The following is a 22,477-nucleotide window of genomic DNA, read 5'->3' on the forward strand; positions in this document are numbered from 1 at the left end:
CGCGTGCCCCGCGCGCGGAGCGCGCACGCCGTGCGGGCCGCAGCGCCGGCATTTCGACAGTCGAGTTGATGGTGGCGCTTGCGGTAGGCCTTCTGCTATCGCTGTTCGCCTCCGCACTGCTGCTGGCCGCTCACGCCAACTATGCCCACCAAGCCGATGCCGCCGATATGGAAGATGCGGGCCGCTACGCGATCCATGCGCTGACCGCCGCCGTCCGGCAAACAGCGTGGCAGGACTGGTCCCTCCAGGCCGATACCGACGAATACGCCCCCGCGCCACTCGCGGGGCTGGATGACCGCACCCTCCCGCGCACGCAAGAGGCGATCGCCAACCCATCCCCGGCGTCCGTCAACGGCAGCGATGTTCTCGCCGTCCGCTTCCACGCCGCCGCAGACGGCTCGGCCATGAACTGCGCCGGCGTCCAGGTGAATGACGACGCCCACGCCTGGAGTGTCTTCTACGTCGCCAGGGCCGCCGATGGCGAAGGGGAACTGCTGTGCAAGTATCGCGGCACCCACAGCTGGTCCGCCGATGCCATCGTGCGCGGCGTCGACAGCTTCCAGGTCCTCTACGGCGTCGACACCGACAACCCGCGCGACGGTATCCCCAACCGCTACCTGGCCGCCACCCAGATCGCTGCCGCCGATACCCTGCTGCCGCTGGAAGGCGATACGCCTGAGGAGCGCGCCCGCGACCTCAATCGCAAAACGATGTGGAAGCGGGTCGTGGTCCTGCGGGTTGCCCTCCTGATGCATGGCACCGGCCGCATACGCCGGGAAGGCGCGGCGGGCCAGTACGACTTGTTCGGTCCCGATTACGCCGGCGCCTCCGACCCCGGTACTCGCATTGACGAGGCCACGCTGCCCGCTGCCTTGCGCCTGCGCGAACGGCGCGTCTTCGCTGGCGCTGTCATGCTGAGGAACCAGCCATGGTGAGCCACCTGTTCCGCAGACCGCGCCGCCTCCGCTCTTGCCTGAGCCGCACCCTCCGCATTGGCCAGCGGCCGCCCGCCAGGCCACGTGGGACGCCGCGTGCCACGATGCGCGTGGCCATACGGGCAGCTCAAGTGGCACGCAAAGTGCGTTCAGCGCGGGCCAAGGCGGTGCGCTGGCAGCGGCAGAGGGGCGTGCATTGGCAGCGGCAGCGCGGGGTGGCGCTGGTGGTGGCACTCGTGGTGCTGACGGCCGTGCTGGCGCTCGCGGTTGTGGCGGCGATGGCCGCCGTCAGCGGAGAACGCGCCGCGCGGTATGAGCGGGACCATGCCATTGCGCTGGCCGCCGCCGAGGCGGCGCTCTACGACGCGCAGCGGGACATCGAAGGCGGTGCCGATCCTCTATCGTCCCGTGCGTCGCTCTTCAACGGCGCCGCAGGTTTCGTGGAAGGCTGCGGGCGTTCAGCCGATGCGAACGCTGGCCTGTGCGCGGACACCGGACTGCATCCCGCATGGGAGCTGGTCGACCTCACCAGCGACAGCGATGCCGCGCACACTGTTCCCTACGGGGCGTTCACCGGCGCCGCACTGCCCACGGGAGCAGGCGCGCTGCCATGCTGCCTGCCGCGCTACGTCATCGAGCCGGTCACCATCGTCCACGCGGGCGAAAGCGCAGGCCCGGCGGCCAGCCACGCCTACCGCATCACAACCATCGGCTATGGCGCCCAGCGCACCACGCAAGTCGCCCTCCAAGCCATCTACCGCCGGGCGGCTCCATGAAGCTGCGCCTCGCCGGCACCGCCATGCGATCCCTCCGCCAAGCGCTCTTGCGAGCCGCCCGCGTCGCAGCGAATATCGCCCAAGCCCTCCGGCGGGCCGCTTGCGCCGCACGCCGATCAGCTCAGGCGCGAGCCCGAATCGCCGGCGCCGTGAACGCTGGGGCGTCCCAGGCCGGGTGGGCGTCGCGCCTGTCGCTTACTGCCGTGCGGCCGAGCGGTGTCGCCCGCACGACTGTCCTTTTGCTGGCGCTGGTAGCGGCTGTCGCGAGCACGGAAACGATGCCGTTGACGATACCTGAGGGGCTCCTGGGCGCGCCGGCACAAGTGCCTGAGGGCCGCACGATTCCGGCCGCGGGACTGGCGCTGCCGGGGATAGGGCAGGGCAGCGTGCAAGCAGCATACGATCCGCGCACCTGGACCGGTGACCTCACTCGCTACGATGCCGGCGGCACCGTTGTGTGGTCCGCCGCCGCCGCATTGCCCGCAGCGGCCGACCGCACCCTCTACACCAGCCACCCCCAGCCCGACGGCACCGCGCCCACCGTCGAATTGCGTGAAGGTGCCATTCCCGCCGATCTGACGGCCCGCCTGAGTGCTGCCCAAGTGACCGCACTGCGCACCCGGCCACTGGGCGCGATCGTCCACAGCATCCCCGCCTATGCCGGTCCCCCGGTGCCCGACATCGCGGGTCAGGCTTACTTCGACTTCCTGCGCCGCCACGCCGCGCGCCCGCCAACCATCTACGTCGCTGCCAACGACGGCTACCTGCACGCCCTGGACGCAGCCACGGGCGCCGAACGCTGGGGCTATGTGCCGCCGCCCATCTTCAACATCCTCACCACCACGCGCCAGCCACCCCGCGCCCTCTTCGACGGTTCCGCCACTGTCGCCGACGCCCTTGCAGGTACCACCTGGCGCACCGTCCTCGCCACCGGCTACGGGATGTCCACGCGCGGACTGTTCGCACTGGACGTCACCGACCCGCTCAACTTCGCCCGCGGTGGTGGCCTGCTGCTGTCGTTTTCGGAAGCCGACGACAAAGCGATGGGCCACCTGCTCACCGCACCCGCCATCGCCAGGTTCAAGGTCGGCACGAGCGGCGGCCTCCCGCAATACCGCACCTTCATCGTCACCACCAGCGGCATCAACGGCGACGATCCGCCCGCGCTGTTCCTGCTGCCGCTGGACAATCCCTTACGCAGCGCATGGCGCAGGAATTCAAACTATTACCGCCTCGATGCAACCAGCGCGCAAGGACCGCTCACGCAGCCTGCACTGGCCCTGAGCCCCGATGGCAGCGTTGCCTATGCCTACGCTGGCGACCTCGCTGGAAATGTCTGGCGCTTCGAATTTACTGGCCGCCCGCCGTGGAACCGCAACGTCTCGCGCCTGTTCACCGCACGCGATGCGAGCGGCCAGCGCCAGCCCATCACCGCCACTCCCGCCATCGCGCACGCCCAAGGTGGCGGCTATCTGATCCTGTTCGGCACCGGCAAATGGCTGGAGGAGCAGGACACCGACCCGCTGACCTTCGCCCCGCAAACGCTGTACGCCGTGCGCGACTCTCTGGACAAGCCCATTCGCGCAGTCGGGTCCCGCAATGCCCTGGCAGCGCGCCAGCTGCGCCCCAGCGGCGACGAGTTCACGCTCGCCGGCCGCCCGTTCGACCCCACCCGCGCGCAGGGCTGGTTCATCGACTTGCCCAACTCCGCGCAAACGGGCGAGCGTGTGGCCGCGGCACCGCAACTGCGCGACGGCACCGTCATCTTCTCCACCTTGCTGCCGCCCGCCGGCGCAGGCCAGGGCCCGCAAAGCCGGGTCTATGCCATCGACATCCTGAGCGGCTTGCTGCCGATCGTGGACGGCCAACCACCGCACACCGGCCAGCGCATCGACACCGGCACCGCCTTCCCGCCCTTGATCGCGCTGGCGGGGGTGGACAGCGGCACCGCCACCGGCATCGGCCGCGCCACCGGCTGGCATACCTGGACGTTCTTGACGCCCGGCGCCGCCTCCGCGCCAGCCCGCACCATCAAGACATCGCTACCGACCCAGCGCCTGACGTGGCGCGAGATCCCCAACTGGCAGGAGCGGCACCGCGCCGCCCTTCAAGAGGAGCACGATCCATGATGCGAGCACGTGGTTTTTCATTGACGGAGGTGCTGGTGGTGCTGGCGATCGTCGGCATCCTGGCGTCGGTGGCCTATCCGAGCTACGCCGGTTACGTCATCCGCGCCCGCCGCACAGAGGGGCAGCTGGCGCTCATCGATGCGATGCAGAAGGAAGAGCGCTACTACAGCCAGCACAATACTTACCTTGCGTTTTCACGAGATGGCGATGATACCGACGCGGGTGCCGCGCAGCTCCACTGGTACTCGGGCGCCTCCGCGGACAAGAGCGCCTACGAGATCCAGGCCGCCGCCTGCGAGGGCGGCACCCTGCGCCAATGCGTGGTCCTGCGCGCGATCCCCGGCACCCGCGCCGTCGATCCGGCATTCCGCGACCCCGAATGCGGCACACTGTCCCTGCACAGCAGCGGCGAACGCACCGCCAGCGGCCCGGCCAATGGTTGCTGGCCATGACCAGGTGCCGATGCCACCGATGTGCTCTGCTTTCCACGAGGCGGCCAAGGGCCCCCGCGCCGCGGCGCGCGGCGAGCCGCAGCCAGCACATTGCTCGCTCGCTGGCGCGGACACCTGGCTACACGCTGGTGGAGGTGCTGACGACCGTCGCGGTGCTCGCCGTGCTGGCGGGTCTCGCGATTCCGAACCTCGCGCCGGTGATCGAGCGGATCGCCTTCCGCCGCGCGGCGGACGAGCTGTTCGAATCTATCACCTTTGCCCGCAACTCCGCCATGGCGCGCGGCGAGACGGTGCTCGTGGTTCCGGACGAACCGGCGCGCCGGGATTACGCCGCTGGCTGGACCGTCTTCGTGGACCGCGACGGCGACGCCCGCGCGACCGGCGCCGATACCATCCTGCAGCGCCACCCCGCGCTCCCCCAGCGCGTCCGCGTGCAATCCGCCTTCACCCAGCAAGGCCCGGCCTACGTCGCCTATAATGGCGGAGGCCGCAGCTGCACGGCCGCGAGCAGCACGGCAGCGCGCTGGGGCAGTATCACGCTCGCGCGCGATGGCGAGGCACGCCGCATCCGCATCGCCATGCTGGGGCGCGCGCGCCTGTGCGATCCGCAGCGCGACACCAGCTGCGGCAAGCCTGTGAACGACTGACCGAATACATCGACACCACCAAGAGCAGAGTGCAGATCCTCGACGACACCGCCGGCATGCGCCTGGCCCTCGACTGGGCCGCCAAGGCCATGTACCTGACCGCGCCGAACCCGCGCGTCGGCTGCGTGATCGTGCGGGACGGCGTGGTGATCGGCGCCGGCCACACCCAGCCCCCCGGCCAGGCCCACGCCGAAGTCATGGCCCTGCGCGACGCGGAAGCCCGCGGCCACGACGTGCGGGGCGCCACCGCCTACGTCACGCTGGAACCTTGCAGCCACTTCGGCCGCACCCCGCCGTGCGCGGATGCGCTGGTGCTCGCTGGCCTTGGCCGCGTGGTCGCCGCCATGACCGACCCGAATCCGCTGGTCGCCGGGGACGGCTTGCGCAAGCTGGAGGAGGCGGGCATCGCCACCACTGCCGGTGTGCTGGCCGACGAGGCCTACGAAATGAACACCGGCTTCTTCCAGCGCATGCGCTTCGGCCGCCCGTGGGTGCGCCTGAAGGTGGCCGCGAGCCTGGACGGCACCACGGCGCTCGAGAGCGGCGAAAGCCAGTGGATCACCGGCGCCGATGCGCGCGCGGACGGCCATGCATGGCGCGCGCGCGCGGACGCCATCCTCACCGGCATCGGCACCGTCAAGTCGGACGACCCGCAGCTGACCGTGCGCGCCATCGACATTCCACGCCAGCCGCGCCGCATCGTGGTGGACAGCCGCCTGGAGATCGCACTGGACGCCAAGGTGCTGGCCGGTGGCGGCGCGTGGATCTTTGCCGCGCAGGCCGACAAGAACAAGACCGCCGCCCTGCGCGATGCGGGCCATGAAGTCATCCTCATCCCCAATGCCGCGGGCAAGGTGGACCTGCCTACGCTGGTCGCGGAGCTGGGCCAGCGCCAGGTCAATGAGCTGCACGTGGAAGCAGGCCACAAGCTGAATGGCTCGCTGGTGCGCGAAGGCTGCGTCGACGAGCTGCTGCTGTACTACGCGCCCACGCTGATCGGGCCGGGGCAGGGCATGTTCGCGCTGCCCGCGCTGCCTCGCCTGGCCGACAAACACGAACTCACATTCCACGAGGTGCGCCGGGTCGGCACCGACCTGCGCATCCTCGCGCGCTTTCAAAAATAAAAGGACTGCACCATGTTCACCGGTATCGTCGCCGCCGTCGGCAAGATCACTTCCGTTACGCCACTGGGCGGCAGCACTGAGGATGCGGGCGTTCGTCTCCACATCGACGCGGGCCAGCTGCCAATCGCGGACGTCGCGCTGGGCGACTCCATCGCCATCAACGGCGCCTGCATGACAGTGGTGGAGAAGACCGCCAACGCGTTCGACGTCGAAGTCTCGCGCGAAAGCCTGAACCGCACCGTCGGCCTGGATGCGGAGGGTGAAGTGAACCTGGAAAAGGCGCTCACGCTCAACGAGCGCCTGGGCGGCCACCTGGTGACGGGCCACGTGGACGGCCTGGGCGTGGTGCACAAGTTCGAGCCGGTCGGCGAATCGTATTTGCTGATGATCGATGCTCCGCGCGAGCTGGGCAAGTTCCTGGCCTACAAAGGCTCGATCGTGGTCAACGGCGTTTCACTGACCGTGAACAGCGTCGAGGACGTGGCCGAAGGCTGCCGCTTCTCGATCAACCTGATCCCGCACACCATCGCGGTCACCACGCTCAAGCACCTCGCGGCGGGCAAGAAGGTCAACCTGGAGATCGACCTGATCGCCCGCTACGTGGAGCGCATGATCACCGCGCCGAAATAACCCTAGGCCGAGACGCCCACGTTCAGGGTGGCTGTGTAGCCCGTGGTGGCGTTGCCGCTCATGGCCGCCATCTGCAGCGTGGTGCCGTCGTTGAAGACGTTGTCGCTGGCGTAGCCCATCGAGGCCAGGTTGCGCACGCTGGTGCTGTAGCCAGCGGCCGTGTAGGCCTCGTTCAGCGTCGCCAGCGGGAAGGTGAACTGCGAGGTCTTGATGCGATTGGCCGCGCTGGTCGCCTTGGCCAGCGACGGGTAGACCTCGAAGTGCACGTGCGGCATGCGGCCGGCGTAGCAGCCGGGGAAGATGGTGGTGAAAGTCACCGTGCCCGAGCTGTCCGCCGCCTGCACTCCGCGCAGGTAGTTCTCGCCGGTGACGCCGGCCGAATACATCGAATAGTTCCCATCGCGGTCGCAGTGCCACAGGTAGACGGCGGCGCCGGCCAGGTCCGCGCAGCTCGCGCCCACGTTCACCAGGTGCAGCTTGATCGTCAGCGGCACGCCTTGCGCGGTGCCGGTGGCGCCGGCCACGCTGGAGCGGATGTCGGTGCGCACGATGCCCGAGAGGATCAGTGCATTGGCCACGCCACTCACGCTGGAGTTGGTGCCGTCGGCGGGATAGGGGCCGCCGGTTTCCTCGGGGATGACGGCGCAGGTGCCGGTGCTGCCGGTGCTGGTTCCGCTGCCCGTGCCACTGCCGCTGCCCGAACTGTCCGACGAGGTGCTCCCGCTGCTGGTGGTTCCGGTGGAACTGGTGCTGGCGGTGCTGGCGGCGGTGGTGCCGCCGCCACACCCGAGCAGCGGCACGCTACCCGCGGCGGCGAACAGCCAGCGCAAGGTCTGGCGCCGGTTGCCCGGCATGGAGAGCAGGGTCTGGATGGTCTCTTCGAGACTGTGGTCGTAGTGGTCGTGGTGATCGCCGTGGCGCATTCGTGGTCCTCTCAATCGATGATGCAAGCGACCGCATTGTGGTTGCAGGTGCCGTTAAGCGCCGTCAGCGCGTGTAAAACCTCGTAAAGACGCAATCGATTGCGGTATGCTTGCCCAACCTTGAACCGTGGGGAGACACATGAAACACATGAAACACGCGAGCACGATCCTGCGCGCTGCCATCGCAGCCGCGCTGGCGGCCAGCAGCTGGGCGAATGCGGCAGAACTGCATTCCTATCGCGCCCTGGCGCTGACCTCCGCGGGCGACCGGCTCGCGGCCATTGAATCGGGTGACAGTAGCGGCGGCAAACGCCCCCACGCGGCGCTGGCGATCCGCGACGCGGCCACCGGCAAGATCCTGACCCAGTACGATCCTTGCGCATCCTGCAGCTACGATCAGCCTTCGTGGTCGGCGGACGGCCAGGCCCTGGCCTTCATCGCCACCGACGGCAAGGCCGGTACCGCGACGCTGTACGTGGCGCGCGGCGCGGACGTGAAGCCGCTGGCCACCGTCAAGGGCGTCGCCAGCACGGCGACCTTTTCGCCGGACGGCAAACAGATCGCCCTGCTGGCCACCGTCGGCGCCAAAAAACTGACCGGTGCCACGCAGGCGGGCGCGCCCCTGGTCGGCGAAATCGGCAGCGAGGAAGACGAGCAGCGCATCGCCGTGGTCCCGGCAGCCGGCGGTGAACTGCGCCTGGTCTCCCCCAACGATACATTCGTGTATGAATATGACTGGGCGCCGGACGGCAAGGGCTTCGCCGTCACCAGCGCCAAGGGCAACGGCGACAACAACTGGTGGGTCGCGACCCTGGGCTATGTGGACGCCGCCAGCGGCGCGCTGCGCGTGATCGCCGCGCCCAAGATGCAAATGAACCTGCCGCGCGTGTCTCCGGACGGGAAGACCGTGGCGTTCGTCGGTGGCCTGATGAGCGACTTCGGCTCCATCGGTGGCGACGTGTTCGCGGTACCGGTGACGGGCGGCGAGCCGGTCAACCTGACGCCCAACTACGCGGGCACCTTCAATGGCATCTCCTGGCGTGGCAACAGCATCCTGACCTCGGCCCTGGTCGGCTCGGACTTCGCGGTGGTGGCACTGGATCCGGCGCGGAAGACCAGCCGCACCCTGTGGTCCGGCCCCGTGACGGCCAGCGGTTCCCGGGATGGCCGCTTCGTCTTCAACGGCGACGGCACACTGGCCGCATCGGTGCACGAGGACTTCACCCACGCCCAGCACATCGTGGCGGGCCGCATGCCCAAGCTGGCCGCTATCACGCACGACAACGACAGCGCCGAGCCGCAGGTCACGGCGCGCAGCGTCACGTGGAAGAACGAAGGCTTCAACGTGCAGGGCTGGCTGATCTCCGCGCTGAATGTGGACGCGTCGGTGAAACATCCGATGGTGGTGCAGGTGCATGGCGGTCCGGCGGCCGCGGTGACACCGCGCTACGTGTCCGGCGGCGAGCGCGATAACAACACCACGCGCGCGCTGCTGCGCAAGGGCTACTTCATCTTCATGCCGAACCCGCGCGGCAGCTACGGGCAGGGCCTCGCCTTCACCCAGGCGAATAAGCGTGACTTCGGCGGCGGCGACTGGCGCGACATCAACGCCGGCATCGATGCGGTGCTCGCGAGTGCGCCGGTGGATGGCAACCGCCTGGGCCTGATGGGCCACTCCTACGGCGGCTTCATGACCATGTGGGGCGTGACGCACAGCGTGCGCTTCAAGGCCGCGGTGGCGGGGGCGGGCATCGCCAACTGGATCAGCTATTACGGCCAGAACGGCATCGACCAGTGGATGATCCCGTTCTTCGGCGCCTCCGCCTACGACGACCCGGCCATCTATCGCAAGCTGTCGCCCATCGAGACCATCAAGACTGCCAAAACGCCGACGCTGATCTACGTCGGCGAGCGCGATGTGGAATGCCCGCCCGCGCAGTCGATCGAGTTCTGGCACGGCCTGAAGGCAATGGGCGTGGACACCAAGCTGGTGATCTATGAGGGCGAGGGCCACGGCATCCGCAATCCGGAGCACAGCAAGGACCTGGTCCAGCGCTCGGTCGCCTGGTTCGACGACCACCTGAAGTAAGCCTGCCGCGCTGCCCCGTCGATTCCAGCGCAAGAACCGGAACGACGGCGGCAGCCGCATCCCACAAGATGTCGTCTTTCACCAAAAGGACGCCCTCATGCCCGCCTACCGCATCATCCCCATCGACCCCGATTTCGTCGCCCGCGCCCGCGCCGGCCGCGACGACCAGGGCCAGCTCGTCGAGCACCACATCGCCGCCGGCGGCGAGCCTTTGCGCGACCAGCTGCGCCGCGCTTGCGCGGGTGAACGCATCATCCTGGCCAGCTATTGCCCGTTCGAGAGTACGGGCCCGTACCGCGAGTACGGGCCGGTGTTCGTCTCCAGCGAGCTGCCTGCGCCCGCGGTGCCAGCTTGGCTGCCATGGGAAGGCGACACGCCTTATCTCGGGCGGCAAATCGTGGTGCGAGGGTACTCGGACGAGGAACGCATCGTGGATGCGTATGTGAGCTCGCGCGACCAGGCCGACGCGGACATCGCGCGCCTGTTCGCACAGCCGGACATCCGTTTCATTCTGATGCGGTTTGCCGCGTGGGGCTGTTACGCGCTGCGCCTGGAGCGGCAGGAGCCGCCCGAACCGGCGGGGAGCGGCGGCTGAACGCAAGCCGCCGCGCCCCCCCGGCGTATCGAGCGGCCCGCGCTCAGGGCGCCTTAGGTGCCGCCGCCGCAGTTGCGGCCGCCGAGGTGGCAGGAGCCGCAGATTCCGGCTTGAGCACCACCTGCACATAGTTCTGCAGGTTGAAGTAGCGCTGCGCCGCGGCCTGGATCTCGGCCGGGGTGATGGCGTTGACCATCTCGGTGTAGCGCAGCAGCGCGTGCGGATCGGTCCCGTTGAGCAGCGCGGTCTGGATGCGGCCGAGCCAGTAGTCGTTCTCGCGCAAGGCCTTGGCGTGGTTCTGCAGCCAGTTCTGCTTCACCTTGTTCAGGTCCGCTTCGTCCGGGCCTTTTTCCTTCAGTTGGGCGATCAGGCCTTGCACCGCGTCGATCACCTTGTCCACGTTCTCCGGACCGCACGGCAGGCCGCCGCTGATCGCGTAGTTCGCATACGGGTACTTGCTGAAGCTTCCGTTCAGGCCACCGCCATAGATCAGGGTCAGCTTCTCGCGCAGCACATCGGTGATGCGGATGTTCATCACCTCCAGCATGGCATGGAAGCGCATCTGTTCTTCATCCGAATACTGCGCGGTGCCGGTGAAGTGCATCGACACCGTGGCTTTCGGCTCCGTGCCCGCGTGGACCTCCTTCTTGACCACGCCCTGCACCGGGCGGATGCCGATGTCCCTGAATTGCAGCGGGATGTCCGGGGTCGGCAGGCTGGCGAGGTAGGTGGCCAGCAGCGGCTTGACCTTGGCCGGGTCGAACGAGCCGACCATCACGAAGGTCAGTCCCTTGGCGCTGCCAAAGCGCTGCGCGAAGATGTCGACTGCGCGGTTCATGTCGACCTTGCTGAAATCCTCCGGCCGCGCGGTGAGGCCGACACGCGGGTGATTGTTGTAGAGGGTCGAGTAGATCGCATCGCGGAACTGCGACTCCGGCTGCGACAGCGCGTTGCGCGCCAGGTCCTGCTGGCGGCCGATGAAGGACTTGTACAGGTTGTCGTCGCGGCGCAGCTTGGTGAAGTGCAGGTAGAGCAGCTGCAGCATGGTTTCCACGTCCGTGCTGCCCGCGCTGGCGCTGATGTTGTCCGTGTAGCTGGCCATGTTGAAGCGCACCGAGGCGGCCTGCCCGGCGAGGATCTTCTGCAGGTCGATGGGCGAATACCCGTTCACGCCCATGGTCGCGACCACCGCGTTGGCGTAGCGCGCGTTGAACACGTCCTGGTCGGGGAACAGCGTCTGGCCGCCGAAGCGCACGGCGGACAGCAGCACCTGGTCGTTGCGGAAGTCGGTGGGCTTGAGGATCACCTTCACGCCGTTGGAGAGGGTGAGGGTGGTGGTGCCCAGCGCCGCGTCCTGCGTTTCGCCGACGATGGTGCCGGGCTTGGGCGGGGCGTCCATCAGCTTCGCGCCGACCGCGCTCTCGGTGTGCGCGGCGACCTTGTTCTGCGCGGCCTTGTCCACGCTGGCCAGCAGCTCAAGGCTGGACGGGATCGGCGTTTCGGCTTTGTCCGGGCCCAGGTAGGCGACCAGCTTGGGCGCGGACGGCGCGGGGACGGTTTCGCGCGCATAGCGGTTCATTTCGTCGAGCGTGATGCCGGGGATGAGCTCCTGCGCGATCTTGTACTCCGCGGCGATGCCTGGCACCGGCTCCTGCTCCAGGAAGTTGCGGATGTATTCACCGGCGTAGCTGCCGGAATCGGTCTTGTCGCGCTCCGCGAAGGCGCGCTCGAAGCCACGCATCATGTTCTTCTTGGCGCGGTCCACCTCCGCCGCGGTGAAGCCGAACTGGCGCGCGCGCTCGTTTTCCTGCACCAGCGCGTCGATGGCCGGCTGCGCGCCGCCGCGGCCCAATACCGCGAGGGAGCTGTAGGACTTGTAGCCGCGTACCAGCTTGCCGTCCGCGCTGCCGCCGCCGACGAAGGGCGGGTTGGCCTGCTGCGCCAGTTCCTGCAGGCGCTGGTTGAGCATCGTCTCGAACAGCTGCTCGACGAGGCTCAGGCGGTACTCGCGGAAGCTGCCGTCGTCGTTCCACGGCCGCACCGGGTAGCGGATGTAGAGCGAGGTGCTGGTGGCTTCCTTGTCCGTGATGACGATGCCTTCCGAGTCCGCGCGCGGCGGGACCTTGGCGTAGTCGCGCGGGCGGGCGTGGGCGGGGTTCTTCAGTTTCGAGAAATGCTGCTTGATCAGCTTTTCCACGTCCGCCGGGTCGAAGTCGCCGACCGCGATCACGGCCATCAGGTCGGGCCGGTACCAGTCTTTGTAGAAGCGGCGCAGGGTGTCGTGCTTGAAGGTGCGCAGGATGTCTTCCTTGCCGATCGGGAGCCGCTCGGAATAGCGCGAGCCGTTGAACATCTTGGGCAGCAGCTTGCGGTTCATGCGGTCGCCCGCGCCCTTGCCGAGGCGCGCTTCCTCCAGCACGATGTCGCGTTCCTTGTCGATGTCCTCGTCCTTGAAGCTCAGGCCACCGGCCCAGTCTTCGAGCACCGTCAGGCCCTGGTCCAGGTTGGCCTTGTTGTCGGTCGGGATGGGGAGGATGTAGACCGTTTCGTCGAAGCTGGTGTAGGCGTTGAGGTCTGCGCCGAACTTCACGCCGATCGACTGCAGGTAGGAGATCAGCTCATGCTTCTTGAAGTGCGTGGAGCCGTTGAAGGCCATGTGCTCGGTGAAGTGGGCCAGGCCTTGCTGGTCCTCGTCCTCAAGCACCGAGCCGGCCTTCACCACCAGGCGCAGCTCGGCCTTCTTTTCCGGCTTGCTGTTCTTGTGGATGTAGTAAGTGAGCCCGTTCGGGAGATGTCCGACCTTGACCTGCGGGCCAATGGGCACCTTGGTGTCCAGGTTGATCGCGGCCTGCGCGTGCAGCGCAAAGGCGGCCAGCAGCGAGGCGAGGGCGGTGCGGGAGAGTTGTCTGGTCATCGTTGTCGTTATGTCAGGGCGCGGGTCACGGCGCGGAAAGCGGCGGCGGGAGGGACGATTCTACTCTGCGCCCGGCGCCCCAGGCCTGAGTGCAGGCTTAAAACCGACGCAGGCCTCAGGTTTGCGGCCGGATGGGCTGCAAATCCATTAAAATAGCGGGTTTCCGACACCACACCGTTTCAAGCCTATGCCTATCGCCACCACCCAGGAGATCGTCGAGGAGCTGCGCGCCGGGCGCATGGTCATCCTGGTCGACGAGGAAGACCGCGAGAACGAGGGCGACCTGGTGCTGGCGGCCGATTTCGTCACGCCCGAGGCGATCAACTTCATGGTCAAGCATGCGCGCGGGCTGGTGTGCCTGACGCTGACCGAAGAGCGCATCGCGCAACTGAACCTGCCGATGATGACGGCCCGGAACGGGACCTCGTTCGGGACCGCGTTCACGGTGTCGATCGAAGCGGCGGAAGGCGTCACTACCGGCATCTCGGCGGCGGACCGCGCGCGCACCATCCAGGTGGCGGTGGCCAAGAACGCGACCGCGCAGGACATCGTCCAGCCGGGCCACATCTTCCCGCTGAAGGCCGTGAAGGGCGGGGTGCTGATGCGCGCCGGGCACACGGAGGCGGGCTGCGACCTGACCGCGATGGCGGGCCTGACCCCGGCCTCGGTGATCTGCGAGATCATGAAGGACGACGGAACCATGGCGCGCCTGCCGGACCTGCTGGAATTCGCGCACGAGCATGGCCTCAAGATCGGCACCATCGCGGACCTGATCCATTACCGCAGCCAGAACGAGAGCCTGGTCGAGCGCGTGGCCGAGCGCCAGCTGCGCACCGCCGCCGGCGAGTTCAAGCTGATCGCCTACCGCGACAAGCCAAGCCAGAGCGCCCACCTGGCGCTGGTGCACGGCGAGATCCGGCGCGAGGCCGAGACCCTGGTGCGGGTGCACCAGCCGGTGTCGATCCTGGACTTCCTGGAAGCGAAGGCCACCACCCACTCGTGGACCATGCCGGCCGCGATGCAGGCCATCCAGGCGGCGGACAGCGGCGTGATCGTGCTGCTCAACTGCGGCGAGTCGGCCGAGGAGCTGATCGCGCAGTTCGAGGCGCTGGACAAGCCGGCCGTCAAGCCGCAGGGCCGCGCGGCCAGCAACGACCTGCGCACCTACGGCATCGGCGCGCAAGTGCTGCGCGATCTCGGCGTGGGCAAGATGAAGCTGCTGGCGAACCCGCGCAAGATGCCGTCGATGACCGGCTTCGACCTGGAAGTCACGGGCTATCTCGACAAGCCGGCCGGTTAAGACCAGCATCGCGCGTTAAGCAATACTTAACCAAACCCGAATTCGTTTAATTTTACTGAACCACTGATCAAGGAGCCCGCCATGTCCGTTCCAACTTATGAAAGCAGCCTGTCGGGTGACGGCCTGCGCATCGGCATCGTGCAGGCGCGCTTCAATGCGGACGTCGGCCACGGCCTGCTGTCGGCCTGCCTCGCGGAGCTGAAGAAGCTGGGGGTGGCGGATGAGGACATCCTGCACGTGACCGTGCCGGGCGCGCTGGAGATTCCGCTGGCGCTGCAGCGCATGGCCGAGTCGCAGCAGTTCGACGCGCTGGTGGCGCTGGGCGCGGTGATCCGCGGCGAGACCTACCACTTCGAGCTGGTATCGAACGAATCGGGCGCGGGCATCACGCGGGTGGGCCTGGACTTCGGCATCCCGATCGCCAACGCGGTGCTGACCACCGAGAACGACGAACAGGCCGAGGTGCGCATGGCGCAGAAGGGCACCGACGCGGCGCAGGTGGCGGTCGAGATGGCGAACCTGATGATCGCCCTCGAAGAGCTGCAGGCGGACGAGGAATAAACAAGGGCATCAAGATGACTGACAAACTGGTACACGCAAACCCGAGCAAGAACCGCACCCCGCGCCACCGCGCGCGCGAGTTCGCGCTGCAGGGCATCTATCAATGGCTGCTGAACCGCGACGACGCGACGGTGGTGGTGAATAACATCCGGGCCGCGCACGGCTTCGACAAGGCGGACGCGGAGCACTTCACGCAGCTGGTGCGCGGAGTCCTGAAGGACGCTCCGGATCTGCGCGAGGACATCACGCCGCTGCTGGACCGCAAGCTGGACGAGATCTCGCCGATCGAGCACGCGGTGCTGCTGATCGGCGCCTATGAGCTGAAGAACAACCTGGAGATCCCGTATCGCGTGGTGATCAACGAGGCGGTGGAGCTGACCAAGTCCTTCGGCGGCATCGACGGCCACAAATACGTAAACGGGGTGCTGGACAAGCTGGCCGCCTCGCTGCGCGCCACCGAGGTGCAGGCCGCGAAGAAGTAAGCCTGCGCCCCTGGCACCGTGATCAACGCCTCTTCGCGAGGCGTTTTTTTCGTCCGCCGCCCGCGCCGGACAATAAAAAAGCCACCGCGCGGGTGGCTTTTCGAAGGGGCGCGGTGGCTTAGTTGAGGACCGCCACCTGGTCATGCGTCTCGGGCTTCGGCGCATCTTCCTTCACCACCGTGGTCGCCGGCGCGGCGACTGGAGCGGCCACCGGCACCGGATTGGTGATCGGGACGTTCTTGCCCTTGGCGACGAGCTTCAGCTTGTTGTACTCGGACAGCACCTTGAAGCCATAGCCGGAATCGGTCTCGAAGGCGGCCGCGCCGACGTAGGTCTTGAGGCCCGCTTCCACCGAACCGCCGCGGGTCACGTAATCCTTGAGGATCAGCGCGCCGACGCGGATGTTGGCCACCGGGTTGAGCGCCGCCTGCACGCCGCCCATGTCCTTGAACTTGTCGTTGTGGACCTTGCTCATCACCTGCATCAGGCCTTGCGCGCCCATCGGGCTCTCGGCGAACGGGTTGAGGCCCGATTCGATCGCCATCACGGCCAGGATCAGCAGCGGGTCGAGCTTGATCTCGCGCGCCGTCAGGTAGGCGGTCGAGACCAGCATGTCGGTCGCATCGCCCGCCACACGGTAGCGGCGCGACAGCCAGCTGGTGACCGCCTGCTGCTGCTTGCGGCTGCCCAGCAGGGCCTTCTCTTCCGCCGACAGCGGCTCCGGATCGCGTTCGATCGACGGATTGCCCTGCGGGCCGTCCATCAGGGCGGTCAGCGAGGGCGCCTGGACTTGCGGCACGCTCGCGGCGGCCGGGTTCAGCAGGTGCGACAGCTTTTTGCCGAGATCGGGATTGATATACAGCGCGGCCAGCACCACCAGGGCCGACACGCCGACTACACTCAAAGTATGCTGCATTGCAGTAAGGAAACTGCGTGCCGATTTGCCCAGTGAGATGGTCTTCACGGGCTGGCTGGCTGCCTGGGTAAGCTTCGCGCCCACCGCATTGAAACGATTCATTCTCGAATCTCCCCTTTGTCGCGGCAAAAAAGCTCTCCGGCGTGGCGCTCTGGAAGACCAGGGACACCGCGTTGGGCTACTCGTGCCGTGCATCAGAAATATCGTCTAACGTCGCTCATGCGTACGAAAAACGCCGTCATTGCTTCGCCTGGTCTGGCCATCCGCCGGAAGCGGCCCCGGCCAGGGGACTCCACAACTATGCTGGGGGATCAGGCTCGTCGCCTGGGGAAAAACACTCCTTAAAATGTTCGTGGGGCCCCCACCCCGTGGCTGCGTTGAGTCGGCTAAAATCGGGGCCGCGCTGGGCCTGCCGCTCATCAAGTAGGGCGCATTGTAGGGCGCGGCTTATGTCGCGTCAACACTAACACAATAGCCTCTTATAACTTCTGATTCTAAAGAAACTTGCTGCGTCGCATCAATGCCCAGTAAAATCAACCACTTGGGCGTGCTAATTCAACAAGTTCTTTTGAGCTGAAAAAGATGTAACAAGCGATGAAATACTCTGATCTGCGGGATTTTATTTCCCAGTTGCAAGGAATGGGCGAACTTAAGCGGGTTTCGACCCCGGTCTCGCCGCATCTGGAGATGACGGAAGTCTGTGACCGCACCCTGCGCGCGGGCGGACCGGCGCTGCTGTTCGAGAACCCCACCGGGCACAGCATGCCGGTGCTGGGCAACCTCTTCGGCACCCCGCGCCGGGTGGCGCTGGGCATGGGCGCCCAGGATGTCAGCGAGCTGCGCCAGATCGGCCACGTGCTGGCGCGCCTGAAGGAGCCAGAGCCGCCCAAGGGGTTCAAGGATCTGATGGGCATGGGCTCGCTGGTGAAGGCGGTCTGGGACATGTCGCCCAAGGAGCTGCGCAGCGCGCCGTGCCAGGAGATCGTGTGGGAGGGCGCCGATGTCGACCTGGCGCGCCTGCCGATCCAGCATTGCTGGCCAGGCGATGTGGCGCCTCTGATTACCTGGGGCCTGGTGATCACCAAAGGGCCCAACAAGAAGCGCCAGAACCTGGGTATCTACCGCCAGCAGGTGCTGGGTCCGAACAAGGTCATCATGCGCTGGCTGGCGCACCGCGGCGGCGCGCTGGACTTCCGCGAGCACGCCATCAAGAACAAGGGGCAGCCGTATCCGGTGGCCGTCGCCTTGGGCGCGGACCCGGCCACCATCCTCGGCGCGGTGACGCCGGTGCCGGATACGCTGTCCGAATACCAGTTCGCGGGCCTGCTGCGCGGCAGCCGCACGGAACTGGTGAAGGCGATCGGCAGCGAGCTGCGGGTGCCGGCCGGCGCGGAGATCGTGCTGGAAGGGCATATCTACCCGGACGAGAACCATCCGAGCGGCTACGAGCATGCGCTGGAAGGGCCGTATGGCGACCACACCGGATATTACAACGAGCAGGACTGGTTCCCGGTGTTCACCATCGACCGCATCACCATGCGGCGCGACCCGATCTACCACTCTACGTATACAGGCAAACCGCCGGACGAGCCGGCGGTGCTGGGCGTGGCGCTGAACGAGGTGTTCGTGCCGCTGCTGCAAAAGCAGTTCAGCGAGGTCACCGACTTCTACCTGCCGCCGGAAGGCTGCAGCTACCGGATGGCGGTGGTGCAGATGAAGAAGCAGTATCCCGGGCACGCCAAACGCGTGATGTTCGGGGTGTGGAGTTTCCTGCGGCAGTTCATGTATACCAAGTTCATCGTGGTGGTGGACGAGGACGTGAACATCCGCGACTGGAAAGAGGTGATCTGGGCGATCACCACGCGCGTCGATCCGCTGCGCGATACCACGCTGGTGGGCAATACGCCGATCGACTATCTGGACTTTGCCTCGCCGGTCAGCGGGCTGGGGTCCAAGATGGGTATCGACGCCACCAACAAGTGGCCGGGCGAGACCGACCGCGAGTGGGGCACCACTATCGAGATGACGCCGGAAGTGAAGGCACGCGTGGACGCGATCTGGGGCGAGCTGGGGCTGTAACTGATGCTTGCCTCGACATTGTAAAAGGTGCTATGTTGCCGGGAGATCAACCTGGTGACGTGACATGCGCTTTCTCCCCATCCTGTTAGCCGCCTCCCTGCTGGCCCTGGCGTCCTGCGGCGGCGGTTCGAGTTCCCAGCCGCCGCCGCCGCCGCCCCCGCCGCCTGTCACCGCAGCCTGCGTACCGGCAAATTACACGGGCACCCCTGACCTCATCCTGCTGGCGGGGAACATGGGGCCGTTTGGGTATTCGGTGGACGCTCCGGCGCCGTATGCCTTGTTTGACTCTCCCATGGGTCTGGCATCCGACGGCCAGGGCGGCGTCTACATCACAGATATCGATAGCCAAAACATCCGCCGACTGCGGAACGGCGTGGTGACCACGGTGGCGGGGCGCGCGAATCTTCAGGGTGGCGTCTCCCCGAGCGGTGACTACAAGGACGGGACCGGGCAAGAGGCCGGCTTCCAGAATCCTCGCAACGCGGTGGTGGGACCGGATGGCAACCTGTTCGTGTCCGACGCCTGGGCCGGCACGATCCGCAAAGTCACGCCCGCCGGCGTGGTCACGACGTTCGCCGGCCGTGTCGATGAACATACCCAGGTCGATGGCCCGCTCGCGACGGCCCGCTTCGAGAACCCGGATGCGTTGGCAGCTGACGCCGACGGCAACATCTACGTGGCCGATGCCGGAACCGTGCGAGTGATCGGCCGTGACGGGCAGGTGCGCACGCTCGCCGGTGCCCCTGGTGAGCGGGTCGTGCGCGATGGTCCGGTTGCGACCGCGCGCTTCGGTACTGTCGCAGGCATCGCAGTGACCGCCTCTGGCGCGCTATTCGTTACCGATACCAATACGGTGCGACGCCTTGCCGACGGTAAGGTGACCACGCTTGCCGGTGTACCCAACGACCTGACTCGGTACGCCAACGGGACGGGAGCCGAGGCGCGCTTCTATTTCGCCAGCGGCATCGTGGCCGACCCGGACGGCACTCTCTACGTCGCGCAATTTGGGGCCATCCGCCGCGTGACTCCGGAGGGCGTGGTGTCCACCCTCGCGGGCGGGCCCGAGACGGGCTATGCCGATGGCACCGGTGCCGCGGCACAGTTTACAGGCCTGTCCGGACTGGTTCCTGATGGTACGGGAGCGCTGCTGGTCGCTGACACGCAAAACCGGATGATCCGCCGCGTGACCAAGGCGGGCGAGGTCGCGACGGTCGCCGGCGTGGCGCGTGTCGTCGGGCATGCCGACGGAACCGGCGCCGCTGCCAGCTTTGACAACCCGACGGGCATCTTCGCCGAATGTTCGGGGCAGTTCCTGGTCGCGGACGGCAATGTGCGGCGCGTCACGGGAACCGGTGCCGTCACCACGGTGACCGATATCAGCGCCGACCATGTGGTGACGGGCCTTGACGGTCGTGTGGTGGCCAATGGGTATGTGGGCGGGGACGTCAACATACCGGCCTTGCTCAAGACCTCGGCGTCCGGGACGACGATCCTTGCCTACTGGGCACCGGGCCGCATGGCTTACGATGGCCAAGGGAACCTGTACTTCATCAGCGGGACACAGGTGAAGAAACTGACCCCCGATGGACAGGTCACGGTGTTGGCGGGCAGCGATCAAAGCATGTCGTTCCGTCCTACGCATGCAGATGGCACGGGCGAAAGTGCCGCCTTTGCGGGTTTGGCCGGGCTGGCGGTCGACAAGGCCGGGAACGTCTTTGTGAGCGAGAGCCGGGTGTGGTGGAAGCCAGAGTTTTTCCCGGCCGCGAACCTTCGGAAGATCACGCCGGCCGGGGTCGTGACCACGGTGGCGGGCGCCTTCGGGCAGCCCGGCAACGTCGACGGAACCGCGAGCACGGCGCGCTTCAGCAACCCGCAGGGCTTGGCCTTTGATGACCGGGGCAACCTGTACATCGCCGATACCGGCAACAATGCGATTCGCAAAATGGCGCCGGACGGGACGGTCAGCACCGTAGTCGCGCGTTACGCCACATTCGTGCCCGGACCGCTGAGTCAGGCGTCCGTCCTCGCGCCGCGCTGGATCGCCATCAACGGCAACACCATGGCGATCACTGCCCAGCAGGGCGTGCTGTTGCTGCGCGGCTTGCATTAGCGCGGGCGCTCCCCGGCACTCCGGCTGCGTTTGCCGGGGCGCCGGGGGTCGGTTATAATGTGTGCTGGCGGGCCCCTGCGCATTGCGGCGTAGCCAACCTGGTCAGGTCGGGAACGAAGCAGCCACAGTTACTTACCGCAAGTGCCGCAGATCAGGCTCGCCTCCTTCTTTCTTCCGTCCGGCCGCCGTGCATCCTGGTGCAACTCCGCACCATCTTTCCCTGTCCAACCAGTGCTTCGGTGACCGTTCCGGCGGCTGCTACAATGGGTTTTTTGCGGCCCGGCGGCAGGCCATGGTTGCGTTCACATACGGTAAAATCCCAGCATGTCCTATCAAGTCCTCGCCCGCAAATACCGTCCCCGCAATTTCGAGACGCTGGTCGGCCAGGAGCACGTGGTGCGCGCGCTCACGCATGCGCTCGGCACGGGCCGGCTGCACCACGCCTACCTGTTCACCGGGACCCGCGGCGTGGGTAAGACCACGCTCTCGCGCATTCTGGCCAAGTCGCTCAACTGCACGGGGCCGGACGGCACCGGCGGGGTGACCGCGCAGCCGTGCGGCGTGTGCGAGGCCTGCACGGCGATCGACGCCGGGCGCTTTGTCGACTATATCGAAATGGACGCGGCCTCCAACCGCGGCGTGGACGAGATGGCGCAGCTGCTGGAACAGGCGATCTATGCGCCGTCCAACGCGCGCTACAAGGTCTACATGATCGACGAAGTCCACATGCTGACCAACCACGCGTTCAATGCGATGCTCAAGACGCTGGAGGAGCCGCCGGAACACGTCAAGTTCATCCTCGCGACCACCGATCCGCAGAAGATTCCGGTGACCGTGCTGTCGCGCTGCCTGCAGTTCAACCTGAAGCAGATGCCGCCGGGGCATATCATCGGGCACCTGGAAAATATCCTCGGGCAGGAAGGCATTACCTACGACAGCGGCGCCTTGCGCTTGCTGGCGCAGGGGGCGCATGGGTCGATGCGGGATGCGCTGTCCTTGACCGATCAGGCCATTGCGTATGCGGCGGGGCAGGTCACGCTGGAGGCGGTGCAGGGGATGCTGGGGGCTTTGGACCAGTCGTATCTGGTGCGCTTGCTCGATGCGCTGGCCAACCAGGACGGTGCCGACTTGATGGCGGTGGCCGACGAAATGGCGGCGCGCAGCCTGTCGTACAACGGCGCGCTGCAGGACCTGGGCACGCTGCTGCACCGGATCGCGTTGGCGCAGACGGTGCCGAACGCCGTGCCGGAGGATTTGCCGGAGCTGGCGGATATTCGCCGCCTGGCGGAGGTGTTCGATCCGCAGGAAGTGCAGCTGTACTACCAGATTGCGGTGCATGGCCGGAACGAGATCGGCCTGGCGCCGGATGAATATGCGGGTTTCACGATGACGCTGCTGCGCATGCTGGCGTTCCGGCCGGGCATGGGCGGGGCGGAGAGCACGGGTGGTTCGTCCGGGCCGACGTCGGCCCGCGCTGCTTTGGCAGGCGCCCGCGCCGCGACCGGCGCACGGCCAGCAGTGGCGGCGGTAGGCAGCGCCGCATCGGCAGGCAGCACAGCGCAAGCAGCGAGCTTGATGCCGGCGGGTGGAGCGGCTCTCTCGGCCGCACCGCAAGCGGCTGCCCAGCACGTGGCCCCACAATCCACGCCACCGTCGCAAGTGGCAGGTGTACCGGCCGCGCAGCCAGCGCCCGCAACGCAAGCACCGGCTCCGCATCCGCAAGCCGCAACAGCAGCGCAGGCCGGGCCCGCAACGCAAGTACCGGCTCCGCATCCGCAAGCCGCAACAGCAGCGCAGGCCGGGCCCGCAACGCAA

The 22,477-nt window shown here is 67.0% G+C and carries 18 protein-coding genes and 1 other RNA gene; 16 read left to right on the top strand and 3 right to left on the bottom strand.

Features of this window, described 5'->3' with window-relative positions; genetic code table 11:
* The 7 genes from E4L96_RS08135 to E4L96_RS08165 form a co-directional block, all read left to right on the top strand.
* The coding region (locus E4L96_RS08135; protein ID WP_307721633.1) for a PilW family protein at window positions 1–935 on the top strand (935 nt) is incomplete at its 5' end.
* Between the two features lie 131 nt (window positions 936–1,066).
* Complete coding sequence (locus E4L96_RS08140; RefSeq protein WP_229414309.1) at window positions 1,067–1,711, top strand: pilus assembly protein; 645 nt, start codon at window positions 1,067–1,069, stop codon at window positions 1,709–1,711.
* A gap of 386 nt (window positions 1,712–2,097) precedes the next feature.
* Window positions 2,098–3,840, top strand: coding sequence for a pilus assembly protein (locus tag E4L96_RS08145; RefSeq protein WP_167758635.1), 1,743 nt, complete (start codon window positions 2,098–2,100; stop codon window positions 3,838–3,840).
* Window positions 3,837–4,292 carry a type IV pilin protein gene (locus tag E4L96_RS08150; RefSeq protein WP_229414311.1) on the top strand — a complete coding sequence of 152 codons (456 nt, stop codon included), beginning with the start codon at window positions 3,837–3,839 and terminating at the stop codon, window positions 4,290–4,292. Before E4L96_RS08145 ends, E4L96_RS08150 begins: the two co-directional genes overlap by 4 nt.
* Window positions 4,289–4,939, top strand: coding sequence for a GspH/FimT family pseudopilin (locus tag E4L96_RS24000; RefSeq protein ID WP_267874323.1), 651 nt, complete (start codon window positions 4,289–4,291; stop codon window positions 4,937–4,939). Before E4L96_RS08150 ends, E4L96_RS24000 begins: the two co-directional genes overlap by 4 nt.
* A 56-nt stretch (window positions 4,940–4,995) precedes the next feature.
* A complete protein-coding gene (ribD, locus tag E4L96_RS08160) occupies window positions 4,996–6,063 on the top strand; it encodes a bifunctional diaminohydroxyphosphoribosylaminopyrimidine deaminase/5-amino-6-(5-phosphoribosylamino)uracil reductase RibD (protein WP_135206731.1) in 1,068 nt (355 codons plus the stop codon).
* Between the two features lie 12 nt (window positions 6,064–6,075).
* The gene (locus tag E4L96_RS08165) at window positions 6,076–6,693 is read left to right on the top strand and encodes a riboflavin synthase (protein WP_135206717.1); all 618 of its coding nucleotides are present in this window, start codon (window positions 6,076–6,078) and stop codon (window positions 6,691–6,693) included.
* 2 nt (window positions 6,694–6,695) lie between these two features.
* On the opposite strand, the gene E4L96_RS08170 is transcribed toward E4L96_RS08165, so the two are convergent.
* Window positions 6,696–7,616: a dioxygenase family protein gene (locus tag E4L96_RS08170; protein WP_135206718.1), complete on the bottom strand. Its 921-nt coding sequence runs from the start codon at window positions 7,614–7,616 to the stop codon at window positions 6,696–6,698.
* Between the two features lie 139 nt (window positions 7,617–7,755).
* On the opposite strand from E4L96_RS08170, the gene E4L96_RS08175 reads away from it, so the two are divergent.
* Window positions 7,756–9,705 carry a S9 family peptidase gene (locus E4L96_RS08175; protein WP_220433409.1) on the top strand — a complete coding sequence of 650 codons (1,950 nt, stop codon included), beginning with the start codon at window positions 7,756–7,758 and terminating at the stop codon, window positions 9,703–9,705.
* A gap of 97 nt (window positions 9,706–9,802) precedes the next feature.
* Complete coding sequence (locus E4L96_RS08180) at window positions 9,803–10,300, top strand: DUF1203 domain-containing protein (RefSeq protein ID WP_135206719.1); 498 nt, start codon at window positions 9,803–9,805, stop codon at window positions 10,298–10,300.
* Between the two features lie 43 nt (window positions 10,301–10,343).
* Here E4L96_RS08180 and E4L96_RS08185 read toward each other — a convergent pair whose 3' ends face one another.
* Entirely contained in the window at window positions 10,344–13,214 is a 2,871-nt protein-coding gene (locus E4L96_RS08185) for a M16 family metallopeptidase (RefSeq protein WP_135206720.1), read from the bottom strand.
* A gap of 187 nt (window positions 13,215–13,401) precedes the next feature.
* Here E4L96_RS08185 and ribBA point away from each other — a divergent pair, with 187 nt between their 5' ends.
* The 3 genes from ribBA to nusB all read left to right on the top strand — a co-directional run bounded on the left by ribBA (window position 13,402) and on the right by nusB (window position 15,557).
* Window positions 13,402–14,514: a bifunctional 3,4-dihydroxy-2-butanone-4-phosphate synthase/GTP cyclohydrolase II gene (ribBA, locus tag E4L96_RS08190; protein ID WP_135206721.1), complete on the top strand. Its 1,113-nt coding sequence runs from the start codon at window positions 13,402–13,404 to the stop codon at window positions 14,512–14,514.
* Window positions 14,515–14,595: 81 nt separating this feature from the next.
* Complete coding sequence (ribH, locus tag E4L96_RS08195) at window positions 14,596–15,075, top strand: 6,7-dimethyl-8-ribityllumazine synthase (protein WP_135206722.1); 480 nt, start codon at window positions 14,596–14,598, stop codon at window positions 15,073–15,075.
* A gap of 14 nt (window positions 15,076–15,089) precedes the next feature.
* On the top strand, window positions 15,090–15,557 hold the full coding sequence (nusB, locus tag E4L96_RS08200) for a transcription antitermination factor NusB (protein ID WP_135206723.1): 468 nt from the start codon (window positions 15,090–15,092) through the stop codon (window positions 15,555–15,557).
* A 118-nt stretch (window positions 15,558–15,675) separates the two neighbouring features.
* On the opposite strand, the gene E4L96_RS08205 is transcribed toward nusB, so the two are convergent.
* A complete protein-coding gene (locus E4L96_RS08205) occupies window positions 15,676–16,575 on the bottom strand; it encodes a lytic transglycosylase domain-containing protein (protein WP_135206724.1) in 900 nt (299 codons plus the stop codon).
* Window positions 16,576–17,067: 492 nt separating this feature from the next.
* On the opposite strand from E4L96_RS08205, the gene ubiD reads away from it, so the two are divergent.
* The 4 genes from ubiD to dnaX all read left to right on the top strand — a co-directional run.
* Complete coding sequence (gene ubiD, locus E4L96_RS08210; RefSeq protein ID WP_135206725.1) at window positions 17,068–18,552, top strand: 4-hydroxy-3-polyprenylbenzoate decarboxylase; 1,485 nt, start codon at window positions 17,068–17,070, stop codon at window positions 18,550–18,552.
* 64 nt (window positions 18,553–18,616) lie between these two features.
* Window positions 18,617–20,662 (top strand): NHL repeat-containing protein, encoded by a 2,046-nt coding sequence (locus E4L96_RS08215; RefSeq protein ID WP_135206726.1) that lies wholly within the window; start codon window positions 18,617–18,619, stop codon window positions 20,660–20,662.
* Between the two features lie 66 nt (window positions 20,663–20,728).
* An RNA gene (gene ffs / locus E4L96_RS08220) (signal recognition particle sRNA small type) lies at window positions 20,729–20,827 on the top strand.
* Window positions 20,828–20,986: 159 nt separating this feature from the next.
* On the top strand, window positions 20,987–22,477 hold a 1,491-nt coding region (gene dnaX / locus E4L96_RS08225; RefSeq protein WP_135206727.1), incomplete at its 3' end, for a DNA polymerase III subunit gamma/tau.

It is taken from the genome of Zemynaea arenosa (assembly GCF_004614185.1).
Taxonomy (GTDB): Bacteria; Pseudomonadota; Gammaproteobacteria; order Burkholderiales; family Burkholderiaceae_D; genus Telluria; species Telluria arenosa.